This window comes from Actinomadura verrucosospora (assembly GCF_039540335.1).
GTDB classification, from domain to species: Bacteria; Actinomycetota; Actinomycetes; order Streptosporangiales; family Streptosporangiaceae; genus Spirillospora; species Spirillospora verrucosospora.
Genome location: NZ_BAABEV010000031.1, coordinates 102,592 through 114,722 on the forward strand (window position 1 = coordinate 102,592; position 12,131 = coordinate 114,722).

9 protein-coding genes are annotated in these 12,131 nt (G+C 75.1%); 4 read left to right on the plus strand and 5 right to left on the minus strand.

Annotated features, from left to right (window positions below; genetic code table 11):
* Positions 1-34: 34 nt before the first annotated feature.
* The 3 genes from ABD944_RS28605 to ABD944_RS28615 are packed head-to-tail and all read right to left on the minus strand — an operon-like array spanning position 35 to position 3,769.
* Positions 35-1,381: a tetratricopeptide repeat protein gene (locus ABD944_RS28605; RefSeq protein ID WP_345181954.1), complete on the minus strand. Its 1,347-nt coding sequence runs from the start codon at positions 1,379-1,381 to the stop codon at positions 35-37.
* Positions 1,362-2,960: an ATP-binding protein gene (locus ABD944_RS28610; RefSeq protein WP_345181956.1), complete on the minus strand. Its 1,599-nt coding sequence runs from the start codon at positions 2,958-2,960 to the stop codon at positions 1,362-1,364. Before ABD944_RS28610 ends, ABD944_RS28605 begins: the two co-directional genes overlap by 20 nt.
* Before the next feature lie 26 nt (positions 2,961-2,986).
* Complete coding sequence (locus tag ABD944_RS28615; RefSeq protein ID WP_345181958.1) at positions 2,987-3,769, minus strand: SDR family NAD(P)-dependent oxidoreductase; 783 nt, start codon at positions 3,767-3,769, stop codon at positions 2,987-2,989.
* Positions 3,770-4,019: 250 nt separating this feature from the next.
* Here ABD944_RS28615 and ABD944_RS28620 point away from each other — a divergent pair, with 250 nt between their 5' ends.
* From ABD944_RS28620 to ABD944_RS28630, 3 genes are all read left to right on the plus strand, one after another.
* Complete coding sequence (locus ABD944_RS28620; protein ID WP_345181961.1) at positions 4,020-5,549, plus strand: carboxylesterase/lipase family protein; 1,530 nt, start codon at positions 4,020-4,022, stop codon at positions 5,547-5,549.
* Positions 5,550-5,653: 104 nt separating this feature from the next.
* The gene (locus ABD944_RS28625; protein ID WP_345181963.1) at positions 5,654-6,538 is read left to right on the plus strand and encodes an LLM class F420-dependent oxidoreductase; all 885 of its coding nucleotides are present in this window, start codon (positions 5,654-5,656) and stop codon (positions 6,536-6,538) included.
* A gap of 123 nt (positions 6,539-6,661) precedes the next feature.
* Positions 6,662-8,023, plus strand: coding sequence for an MFS transporter (locus tag ABD944_RS28630; protein ID WP_345181966.1), 1,362 nt, complete (start codon positions 6,662-6,664; stop codon positions 8,021-8,023).
* Between the two features lie 94 nt (positions 8,024-8,117).
* On the opposite strand, the gene ABD944_RS28635 is transcribed toward ABD944_RS28630, so the two are convergent.
* Together ABD944_RS28635 and ABD944_RS28640 are read right to left on the minus strand one after the other, a co-directional pair.
* The gene (locus ABD944_RS28635; RefSeq protein WP_345181967.1) at positions 8,118-9,653 is read right to left on the minus strand and encodes an FAD-dependent monooxygenase; all 1,536 of its coding nucleotides are present in this window, start codon (positions 9,651-9,653) and stop codon (positions 8,118-8,120) included.
* 174 nt (positions 9,654-9,827) lie between these two features.
* Complete coding sequence (locus ABD944_RS28640) at positions 9,828-10,829, minus strand: helix-turn-helix domain-containing protein (RefSeq protein ID WP_345181970.1); 1,002 nt, start codon at positions 10,827-10,829, stop codon at positions 9,828-9,830.
* A 101-nt stretch (positions 10,830-10,930) separates the two neighbouring features.
* On the opposite strand from ABD944_RS28640, the gene ABD944_RS28645 reads away from it, so the two are divergent.
* Complete coding sequence (locus tag ABD944_RS28645) at positions 10,931-11,965, plus strand: saccharopine dehydrogenase family protein (RefSeq protein WP_345181972.1); 1,035 nt, start codon at positions 10,931-10,933, stop codon at positions 11,963-11,965.
* Positions 11,966-12,131: the final 166 nt, after the last annotated feature.

Sequence of the window (12,131 nt, forward strand, 5' to 3'; positions counted from 1 at the left end):
CCCCGGAGCCTCCAAGGGAGCGCTCACCGCGGGCTCACCGTGCGCTCACCGCGCTCAGGGCGGCGTCCACGACGTCCTCGGACAGCCCCAGCATCCGCAGCACCTCCCGCGCGGGCGCCCCCATCCCGTCCGCGGCCGCGGCGGCCTCCCGGTAGCGCCTGCGTGCCTCGGCGTCATGGCCACGGGCTTCGGCGACGCGCCCCAGTCCGATGAGCGTTCGCAGCCGGGGACCGAGGCTTTTGATCCAGTGCGGGTCGATCAGTTCGAGCGCCTCCGCGTACAGCCGTTCGGCCTCGGCCAGGCCGCCCTCCTGCAAGGCGATGTCGCCGAGGCCGCGCAGGGCCGCCGCCAGGTAGGTGGAGCCGCCGGTGCGGCGGGCGAGCTCGGCGGCCTGCGCGTAGTCGGCGCGGGCCGCGGCCGCGTCCTCGGCGGCGAGGTGGTCGCCCCGGTTGACCAGCAGGTCGGCGCTGTCCTCCAGGGCGCCGAGCCGTTCGGTGAGGACGAGCGCCTCGTCGGTCAACGCGACCGCCCGCCCGCGGTCGCCGCGGGCGCCCGCCGCTCCGGCGAGCGTGTCCAGGGCCAGAGCGATGCCCCATCGGTCACCGAGGGAACGGAATCCCCGCAGGGCCTCAACGAAGGCGTCCTCGGCCCTCGCGGCGTCCCCCTCGCCGAGGTGCCCGAACCCTGAAACGTAGTGGGCGGCTGCCCGAGCCCACGGCTCGCCGCAGTCGCGCTGGGACGAGACGAGCGCGAAAGCGCCCTCCGGATCGGGTCCCATCGCGTTCCGCATCATCCACAGCAGCAGGACGACCGGGTAGCGGCCCGGCCGGTCGCCGGGCCACGCGGCCGCGAGCGCCTTCGCGGCCGACGCGCGATGGCGCTGCCATATCCGCTGCCCCGCGTCGCCCGAGGCCGGCGCCGACGCGGCGAGCAGCGCGCACGCCGCGTACTCCTCGCCGAGCCCGGCGGGGATCGCCTCGCCCGTCCGTGCGAGCAGCGCGGTCGCCTGCGGCGCGGCCGACGCGGACGCGCCTCGGATCCACAGGTAGTTGAACGCCGAGGCGAGCAGCTCGAAGGCCGTTTCCACCTCCGGCTCCTCGACCGCCCAGTGCAGCGCGGCCACGAGGTCGCCATGCTCGGCGGCGAGGACGGGCAGCCACTCCAGCTGCTCGGCCCGCCGCAGATGCGGGTCGGCCGTCCGCACCAGCTCCAGGAGGCGCCGGGCGTGGTCGCGCCGGACGGACGTGCGTTCGCCCGCCGCGTCGAGCAGTTCGGCGCCGTACGCGCGGATCGTCTCCAGCATCCGGTAGCGGCCGCCGGCGAACTCCAGCAGCGACTTGTCGACCAGCGACTCCAGCGTCTCACCGTCGGTGCCGCACACCCGCAGCGCGGACTCGGCGGTCGCGGCCCCCGGCGAAGACCGTGAACCGCCGCGCCGCCCGTTGCTCGGGCTCGGACAGCAGGTCCCAGCTCCACGCGACCACTGCGCGCAGCGTGCGGTGCCGCTCGTCGGCCGTGCGGTTGCCGCGGGCGGCGACGCCGAGCAGGTCGTCCAGGCGTCCCGCGAGGTCGTCGATGTCGAGGGTGCGCGACCGCGCCGCCGCGAGCTCGATGGCCAGCGGCAGGTTGTCGAGCGCCGCGCAGATCCGCCGCAGGAGCTCGGGGGCGGCGGTGAAGCCCCGCCGCACGGCGGCGGCCCGCTCGGTGAACAGCCGGACGGCCGAGTCGGCGTCGAGCGGGCGCACCTGGAAGAGGTGCTCGCCGATGATGCCGAGCGGCTCCCGGCTCGTCGCCAGCACGCGCAGCCGCGGGCAGGTCGCCAGCAGCCGCGCCGCCAGCCTCGCGACCTCGTCGACGACGTGCTCGCAGTTGTCCAGGACGAGCAGCAGCACCCGGTCCGACAGCGCCGCGATCAGGCGGTCGACCGGCGTCCTCGCGCCGCCGTCCATCTGGAGACCGCTCTCGCGCAGGCCGAGGGCGCCCAGCAGCGCCTGCGGCAGCCCGGCTCCGTCGCGCAGCGGCGCCAGTTCCACGAAGCACACCTCGCCGGCCGCGCCCTCCGCCGTCGCGGCGCCCGCGACCTCGACCGCGAGCCGGGTCTTGCCGACGCCGCCGGGGCCTGTCAGGGTGACCAGCCGGGCCACGCGGAGCAGCCCGGCGACGTCGCTCACCTCGCCGTCCCGGCCCACGACGTTCGTCAGCTGGGCGGGCGGAGCGGCGGGCGCGGGCGCCGGATCGGCACTGAGCAGTTCCCGGTGCAGCCCGGTCAGCTCGGCCGACGGGTCGGCGCCCAGCTCGTCGGCCAGACGCCGGCGTGTCTCCTCGAACACCACGAGCGCCTCGGCCTGCCGGCCCGCGGCGAACAGCGCCCGCATCAGCAGCCCGGCCAGCCGTTCCCGGAGCGGATGGCGGCCGACCAGTTCGCGCAGCTCGGGGACGGCCGTCCCGTGCTCACCGAGCCGGAGAGCGGCCTCGATGCGGTCTTCGAGCGCATCGAGCCGGCGCTCTTCCAGCCGTGCGGCGGCGGCCCGGGCCGTCTCTCCGTCGGGCAGGTCGGCGAGCGCCGGTCCCCGCCACAGCTCCAGGGCCTCGCGCAGCAGGGCGGCCGCCCGCCCGGCGTCGCCGCCGGCCAGCGCCGCCCGGCCCTCCGCGGCCATCCGCTCGAACCGGGAGGCGTCCACGTCGTCCGGGTCGACCGCGATCCGGTAACCCGCTCCGGCCCGTTCGATCACGGCTCCGGCGCCCAGAGCCGCGCGGAGCCGTGACACCTGGGACTGCAGGGAGTGCGCCGACAGCGCCCCGGCGGGGTCGATCTCGTCGGCGAGCCGGTCCGAGGAGACGACCTCTCCGGGACGCAGCAGGAGCAGGGCCAGCAGCGCCCGGCGGGCCGGACCGCCCAGCGGGACCTCGCCGCCGTCGCCGTGCCAGGCCCTGGTCTCGCCGAGGATTCCGAACCGCATGCCGGCGATTATTCACCGGCACGCGATCACGGAGCGATCGGGCCGAGGAACGTCCCGCCCGAGACGTCGACGGTCTGGCCGGTCACCCACCGGCCCTGCGGGCCCGCCAGGAATCCGACGACGTCGGCGACGTCCTCGGGCTCGCCCAGCCGCCCCAGCGCGGTGATGGACTCCAGCCCGGCGACCACTTCGGGGATGGAGGTGTAGCCCGCGGTCATGTCGGTGCGCACCGCGCCGGGCGCGACGGTGTTCACCGTGATGCCGCGGCGGCCGAGCTCGTTGGCCAGCGACGGCGCCATCGACTCCAGCGCCGCCTTGCTGATCGTGTAGCCGATCTGGGTGGAGACCGCGAACCGGCTGGCCGTCGAGCCCATGTTGATGATGCGGCCGCCGTCGTTGAGCAGCGCCATCGCGCGCTGGACCACGAAGAACGGGACGGCGACGTTGATCTCCAGCAGTCGGCCGAGCTCCGCCGCGGTGACCTGCGAGATCGGGGTGGTCGAGCTGATGCCCGCGTTGTTGACCAGGATGTCCAGCCCGGCCCCTTCCCTCCCGGCCCGCGCCAGCCCCGCGGCCAGCTCCTCGAACAGCCGGTCCACCGCGCCGTCCTCGCCGAACCGCGCCCGGATCGCGAACGCGCGGCCTCCCGCCTCCTCGATCCGCGCGACGGTCGTCCCGGCCGCCTCCTCGTCGCCGCCGTAGTGGACGGCGACCAGCGCGCCTTCGGCCGCCAGCCGCAGCGCGACCGCACGGCCGATCCCCCGCGAGCCGCCCGTCACCAGTGCCGTCTTGCCGGTCAGAACGTTCATCGTCGCTCCCTGTTCAGCGGCCGGTCCGCGGCGGATCCGGCGATGGACCAACCGTCGCGAAGGGGACTCACCGGATGCTCACCGCGAGCTCACCGGCGCGCGCGTCGACGCCGGTCGGAGGCGTCACCGCGGAGGTGACGGCCCAGGAATCCCGAGGACCTTCCGCGAGCGCCGGCACGGCTAAATCGCTTGCGTACCGACAGTGCGCATGGCGATGCTCTGCCGAACCGGTAGGGAAGGAAGCCGCGAAGTGGCCGTCACCGCGTCCAGCAAGCCCTCGGGGTCCGAGCCGGAAGTCCGCACGGCGGCAGGCGTTCTGCGCGGCAGGCGGGAGGCGGGCCTGGCGGTCTTCCGCGGCGTCCCGTTCGCCGAGCCGCCGGTCGGCGACCTCCGCTTCGCGGCCCCTCGGCCGGTGCGCGGGTGGGACGGGGTGCGCCCGGCGGCGGCGTTCGGCCCGCCGCCCCCGCAGTCCGGCATGCTCGGGGCGTCCCAGGACGCCGCCGGCGACGACTGGCTGACGGTCAACGTCTGGACACCGGAGCCGGACGCCGCGGCGAGGCTCCCGGTGATGGTCTGGATCCCCGGCGGCGGTTACGTCATGGGCGACTCCGGCCTCCCGGAGTACGACGCCGGGCACCTGGCCGGAAGCGGCGCCGTGGTCGTGTCCCTCGGTTACCGCGTCGGTGTCGAGGGTTTCGCGCAGATCGACGGAGCCCCGGCAAACCGGGGGCTGCTCGACCAGGTCGCGGCGTTGCAGTGGGTGCGGGACAACATCCGGGTGTTCGGCGGCGACCCGGACCGGGTCACGGTCTTCGGGCAGTCGGCGGGCGGCGGATCGGTCGCCGCGCTGCTGGCCATGCCGCGCGCCGCCGGGCTCTTCCGCCGGGCGGTCGCGCAGAGCGTGCCGGGCACGTTCTTCTCCCCCGAACTGGCCGCCGACATCGCCGCCGCCTGCGCCGCCGAACTGGGCCTGAGACCCACGGTGTCCGACCTGTCGGCGGTGGCCCCGGCACGGCTGCCCGCCGCGGGCGACGCGGTCTCCGCGAAGATGGCCCGGTGGCGGGAGCGGTGGGGACCGATCACCCACCGGCCGATCCCGTTCGCGCCGGTCGTCGACGGCGACGTCCTGCCGGACACGCCGTGGCGGGCACTGGCCGGCGGCGCCGCCCGCGACGTCGCGCTCCTCGTCGGGCACACCCGTGACGAGCACCGGCTGTTCAGCCTGATCGACGGCGTGCTCGGCCAGGTCACGCGCGAGCAGGCCGAGACCGCCCTCCGCCTGCTCGCCCCCGGCCAGGACGGCGCACGCGGGTACCGCGAGGCCTACCCGTCCGCGACCGACGAGGAGCTTTACGAGCTGGTCAACGCGGACTGGCTGTTCCGCATGCCGAGCCTCCACCTCGCCGTCGCGCAGACCGCCGGCGGCGGGCGGGCCCACCTCTACGAGCTGACCTGGCCCGCGCCGGGAGCCGGCGGCGGCCTCGGCGCCTGCCACGGCCTGGACGTGCCGCTCGTCTTCGGCAACCTGACCAGCGGACAACCCGCCATGCTGATCGGCGAACCGCCCTCCCCCGCGGCGGAGGAGCTGTCCGCGCGGATCCGGCGAGCGTGGACGGGGTTCGCCGCCCACGGCGACCCGGGCTGGCCCGCCTACGACGCCCGGCGCCGCCTCGCCCAGATCTTCGACACCCCGTCGACGGTCAGCGCCTACCCCGAGGAGGCCTCGCGGCGGCTGTGGCAGGACCACGCCTTCCCGGCGCTGCCCCTGCTCGCGCGGTAGCGTCCCCCGGCTGCCGGGGTTGACCTTGACATTGACGTCAACGGATACCGTCCCACACCGAGATCAGGGACCTGGCCCTGGTCGCAGTGGAAGACGGGGACGACGTGAAATTCGCGATCAGCTACAGCACGCCCTTCTTCGGGGTGGATCCCGACCGGATCACCGCCTACGCCCGGCACGCCGAGGAGTGCGGCTTCGAGGCGCTCTACGTGCCCGAGCACATCGCCCTCTACCCCGGCGCGCAGGTGGGCGCGACGGCCCTCCCTCCGACGCTGCCCTACGGCGACCCGCTGGACTGCCTGAACTTCGTGGCGGCCGCGACCGAGCGGATCCTCCTCGGCACGGGCGTCCTGCTGCTGCCGTACCACCATCCGGTGACGCTCGCCAAGCGCCTGGCGACGATCGACCAGCTGTCCAGGGGCCGGATGCGGCTGCTGACCGTGGGGCTCGGCTCGCTGCCCGGCGAGGCGCGGGCGGTCGGGGTCGACTTCCGCACCCGCGGCCGGCGCGCCGACGAGGCCATCCAGGTGCTGCGGCTGCTGTGGGCCGGGGACGGCGACGGGGTCGGTTTCGACGGGGAGTTCTTCTCCTTCGAGAACCTGTGCAGCTTCCCCAAGCCCTTCGGCGGCGCCGGTCTGCCGATCCATGTCGGCGGTTCGAGCCCGGCGGCCGCCCGCCGCGCCGGACGCCACGGGGACGGCTTCTTCCCCGGCGGTTCGCTCACCCCGGACCAGCGGGCCGCCCAGCTGGACATCGCCCGGTCGGCCGCGAGCGAAGCGGGCCGCGATCCGGCGGCCCTGGAGTACACGCGCTGGGGATCGATGGACATGTCCGAGGAACGGGTCGAGGAGTTCGCCCGGCACGGCGTGACCCGCATCGTCGTCAGCGCCACCGCGCCCGAGCCGGAGCAGCAGCGCGAGCAGATGTCCGCCTTCGCCCGGCGCTTCGGCCTCTCCCCCGGCGACGGTGCCACGCCGAACACGCGCTGAGGACACCCGCGCGGGCGGTTGCTGGATCGAGACCCGAATGCAGGCCGACGCCCGAAGTGGGCCAAGATCCTGACACGGAAGCGGACCTTATCGTCGTCCCGTACCCGCCGTAGCGTCGCGCTCGTGATCATTGCTGAGGTGCTGGGACGGTGGTCCGGCGGGGCGCGCCGCACGCCGCGCCGCACGGTCTGGCTGCTGGCCGTCGTCTACGGCCTCACCATCGCCAACCTGTACTACTGCCAGCCGCTGCTTCCGCAGATGGCGCGCTCGTACGCGGCCTCCTCCGTCGGGTACCTGCCCACCGTCGGGCAGGTGGGCTACGCGCTGGCGCTGGTGCTGGTCGTGCCGCTCGGCGACATCGTCCGCAGGCGCCCGCTGGTCTGCCTGCTGCTTCTCGCCGAGACGGCGGCGCTGGCGGCGACCGCGACGGCGCCCACGGCCGGGGTAGTCCTCCTCGCGGGGACGGTGATCGGCCTCGCGAGCGCGGGCGTGGTGAACATCCTGGTGCCCTACGCGGCCACCGTCGCCGCCGACCACGAACGCGGCCGGGCGGTCGCGACGATGCTCAGCGGCGGACTGGCGGGCATCCTGCTCTCGCGCACGGTCGCCGGTCTGACCGCCGAGGTCTTCGGCTGGCGCGCGCTCTACCTGGCCGCCGCGGCGGGCACGCTGCTGCTCACCGCCGCGCTCGCGCGCGTCATGCCGCCGTCCGCCGCGGAGGTTCCGATCGGCTATGCCGCGCAACTGCGGGCGACCCTCCGCCTGGCGACGAGCGAGCCGATGCTGAGACGCCGGTCGCTGATCGGCGCCTGCGTCTTCGGAGCCTTCGGGGTCTTCTGGACGACCGTGGCGTTCATGCTGGCGGGGCCGCCGTACCGGTTCGGCGAAGCGGAGATCGGTCTGTTCACGCTGGTCGGGGTCGCGGGCGCGTTCGCGGCGAAGGTCGCGGGCCGGGCCGCGGACCGGGGCCGGCAGCGCGCGTCCACCGGCGTGCTCCTCGTCGCGGGCGCGGTCTCGTTCGGCGCGACGGCGGCCGGGAGCCACGGCCTGGCATGGCTCATCGCGGGGCTCCTGGTGCTGGACGTCGCGGTCCACGGCACCCATCTGCTGAACATGAGCGTGGTCTACGGCCTCGTCGACGGGGCGCGGTCGCGGGTCGCCTCGGTGTACATGACCTTCTACACCCTCGGTGGCGTGGCGGGCTCCGCCGCGGGCGCGGTCGCCTACCGCTCCGGCGGCTGGGGCGCGGTCTCGGCGACCGGCGCGGCGTTCATGGCCGCCGGGCTCGCCGCCTGGGCGGGCGAAGCCCGTGAAGGTCGCGTGGGCGAAGCCCGCAGAGGTCGCGTGGGCGAAGCCCGCAGAGGTCGCGTGGGCGAAGCCCGCGGAGGTCGCGTGCCCGGCCGGGCCTCGGCGGCGCCGAGGCCCGGGTTGTTCAGGGGCGGGGGTCCGCGGGGCCGGCGAGGCCGTGGAGGAGCAGGCCGGTGAGGGTGTCGACGACGGGGCCCGCCGGCTGGCGCCCCCCACCAAGCACGACGCCCCGTCCCCAACGTGAACGCACGAGATCCCTGCTGCTCCCGCCTCAGGCAGCGTCTGGGGTGCCGAACCAGTCGGACAACGCTTGGCGCAGCGCAGGCGCCGCAGTACCGGCGGGTTCGTCGACGGCCGCGGCCCAGGCGACGTGGGCGTCCGGGCGGATCAGCAGGACGTCGGCCGGGCGGTCACCGGCCTTGGCGGTGCGGACGTCGACGCGGTCCTCCCAGCCGCGGGCCGCCTCGCGCAGGTCCGACCGGTCGGCGAGGTCGAGCAGGACGGGCCGCGCGGAGCGCATGAGTTCGGCGACGCTGGTGATGCCCTGGTCGGTGTGCAGGGTGAGGTCGGGCGCGAAAGCACCGGCCAGCGGGTGAGGGGCGGCGCCGGGCATCGGGTAGCGGATGTCGGCGCCGGACAGGAGCGCCCCCATGCGGCGCAGCGGCTGCTCGTCGGTCAGCAGTTCCTGGAAGAGCTCGCGCAGCGCCTCGGCGGCGGGATCGTGCGCGCGCCGCAGCGCCACCTGGGCGCGGGTGTGCAGCAGGGTGCGGGCGCCGGCGAGGTGGCGTTCGCGGTGGTAGGTGTCCAGCAGGCCGGACGGCGCCCGGCCGTGGACGGCGGCGGCGAGCTTCCAGGCGAGGTTGACCGCGTCCAGCATGCCCGCGTTGATCGCGACGCCGGTGGCGGGGAACAGGTGCGCCGCGTCACCGGCCAGCAGGATCCGCCCGTGGCGGTAGCGCTCGGCCTGCCGCGCCTGGAAGGTGAACCGCGACAGCCGGTGCGCCTCTCCGACGGGCAGGTCCGCGCCGAGCACGCGGCGGAGGCTGGCCTGGAGCTCGGCCACGGTCATCGGCGCGTCGTCGTCGTACTCGGTGGCCTCGTCCTCGTTGGTGTAGAGGGAGACGATCCTGGAGTCCGGGGACGAACCGAGCCCGAACATGCCGCGGTCGGTCTGGGTGAACCCCGGACGGATCGTGCCGAACCCGGGAACGTCGAGGCCGCCGTCGCCCAGCACGGTCACCGTGTCGGGCAAGGTGACCTGGGCCAGCCGGTTGACCTCCGGATAGGTCGTGCCGGGGAAGCCGATCCCGGCCAGGTCGCGGACGCGGCTGCGCGCACCGTCGCACCCCACCAGGTAGCGGGCGCTCACCTGGTAGGTCCCGTCCGGGCCGCGCACCTCCGCCGTCACCTCGGCGTCGTCCTGGCTCACCCCGGTCACCCGGTGCCCGCGGCGGACCTCGGCGCCGAGCTCTTCCACGCGCTCGTCGAGCAGCCGCTCCAGCAGCTGCTGCGGCAGCGGCAGGGCGTGCATCGGAGGGTCCGGCAGGCGGGTGAAGTCCAGGTGCACTCCGCCGAACGGGAACCGGGGCGCCGGAACAGGGTCGGTGCAGGCCTCTTCGAAGCGTTCCAGCAGCCCCCGGTAGCGCAGCAGCTCCAGGATCTGCCCGCCCAGTCCCCCGGCCTTCGGGGTGTCGCGGCGCTGCGGCCGGCGCTCCAGGACCAGCGGCCTCACCCCCGCCGATCGCAGCTCGCAGGCCAGCATCAGGCCGGTCGGACCGGCGCCCACGATGATCACATCGGCGTCCATGCGCTCTCCCTCGATTGAACGGCATCGCGCCGCGCCTGCGGCACGAGCCGGGTCGTGTCCTGATCGCGGCCGTGAGACGGTCCGCGTTGAAGCCGGGCAGGCGGATCGCCTAACCCAGGCGCGAGAAGGTCCTCCGGGGCGGGTCCGCCGGGAGGCGTCCAGGAACGGGGGCCGCTACGTCTGGGATGGCGCGTCCTGCCGTTCGCTGATCGCGGTCGTGCCCGCAGCGCCCCCGGCGTGGGAGCGGCGGAAGGTGCGGCGGTAGGTGTCGGGCGGGACGCCGACCGTGCGGTTGAAGTGGCGGCGCAGCGTCGTTGCGGTGCCCATGCCGGTGGCGGCCGCGATCGCCTCGACGCTGTCGTCGGTGGTCTCCAGCAGTTCCTGCGCGCGGCGGATCCGCTGGGTCAGCAGCCACTGCAGCGGGGTGGTACCGGTCACCGACCTGAACCGGCGGCCGAGGTTGCGCGAACTCATGGCGGCCCGGCGGGCCAGGTCCTCCACGGTCAGCGGGTGCTCCAGCCGTTCGATCGCCCACGGGAACAGCTCCGCGAGCGGGTGGTCCTCCTGCGCGGGCACCGGGGAGGGCACGAACTGGGCCTGGCCGCCGGCCCGGTGCGGCGGCACGACCAGGCGGCGCGCGACCGCGTTCGCGACCGCGGAGCCGCGGTCGAGACGGACCAGGTGCAGGCACAGGTCCATCGCGGCGGCCTTGCCGGCCGAGGTGAGAACGCTGCCGTTGTCCACGTAGAGGACGTCCGGATCGACCTCCACGCGGGGATAGCGCGCGGCCAGCGCCTCGGTGTGCGCCCAGTGCGTGGTCGCGCGGCGCCCGTCGAGCAGTCCCGCGGCGGCCAGCACGAACGCGCCGGTGCAGAGCGAGGCCACGCGCGCGCCCGCCCGGTGGGCGGCGCGCACCGCGTCGACGAGGTCGCCGGGCGGATCCACGTCGACGTCGGCCCACCCTGGGACGATCACCGTGTCGGCGGTCGGCAGCCGGTCGAACCCGTGGTCGGGCTCCAGCCGGAAGCCGCCGGCCCGCACGGTCCCCGTTCCGCAGCCGAGGAGGCGGTACCAGGGCCCGGCCACATCGGCCGGCGCGCTGCCGAACACCTCGTAGGCCACCGACAGCTCGAAGTGCAGCATCCCGTCGGTGACCGCGACCGCGACCGTCGTCATGTCCGGAATTGTACGAGGCATGGCGTTCCAGACGCTCGTGCGGGACGGCCGCCGCCGCCATGATCGATCCACTGGTCGGACCGAGGGCAACGGGAGAGATGATGACGGGATCGGGTCAGGCGGTCGCGGTGTTCGGCGCGTACGGGCACACCGGGCGGTTCGTGGTGGCGGAGCTGCGGGACCGCGGGTACGTCCCGCTGGCGTCCGGCCGCGACGCCGGGAGGCTTCGAGCACTGGCGGAGTCCTTTCCGGGGCTGGACGTCCGGCCCGCGTCGGCCGACGACCCGGCGTCGCTGGACCGCGCGCTGGCCGGCGCCGCCGCGGTGATCAACTGCGCGGGGCCCTTCGCCGCGACGGCCGCCCCGGTGATCGAGGCGGCGCTGCGCGCCGGCGTCCCCTACGTGGACGTGGCGGCCGAGATCGAGGCCAACGCCGACACGCTCGCGCACTTCGCCCGGACCGCCCGCGACGCGGGAGCCACCGTCGTCCCCGCGATGGCCTTCTTCGGCGGGCTCGCCGACCTGCTGGCCACCGCGGCGATGGGCGACTGGACCGCCGCCGACGAGGTGCACGTCGCCTACGGGCTGAGCAGCTGGCACCCCACCGCGGGCACGCGCGCCTCGGGCACGGTCTCCCACGAGCGGCGCGACGGGCGGCGGGTCCGCTACACCGGCGGGAAGCTGGAGTACCACCAGGACGCGCTCCCCTCGTTGAAGTGGACGTTCCCCGAGCCGATGGGCGTCCGGTCCGTGCTCGGGGAGTTCAGCATGGCCGACGTCGTCACGATCCCCAGCCACCTGGCGGTGCCCGAGGTGCGCTCGTACATGACCGTCGAGGCGGCCGAGGACCTGTCGGCCCCCGGCACGCCGGCGCCGGCCGCGGCCGACGAGCGCGGACGCTCCGACCAGACGTTCCTGGTCGACGTCGTCGTGCGCTCCGGCGGCGAGGAGCGGCGCGCCACGGCCAGCGGCCGGGACATCTACGCCGTCAGTGCGCCGCTGGCGGTGGAGGCGGTCGACCGCATCCTCGGCGGCCGCACCAGGGCGACCGGCGCCGCCTCCGCCGGGGAGGTCTTCGACGCCGCCGACCTCCTGCGCGCGCTGTCCGCGCACCTGTCGGTCGACCTGCGCCGATGACCGTCCCCGGGGCCGCCGCCTCTCAGATCTCGTCGACGTTCATCGCGCCCTCGTTCGGACGGCGGGAGAGGTCGATGCCGAGCTCCTCCGCGGCGCGGAAGACGTCCTCGTCGGTGTCGCGCATCTCGATGGACATGCCGTCGCTGGAGAGCACCTCGACGTTGAG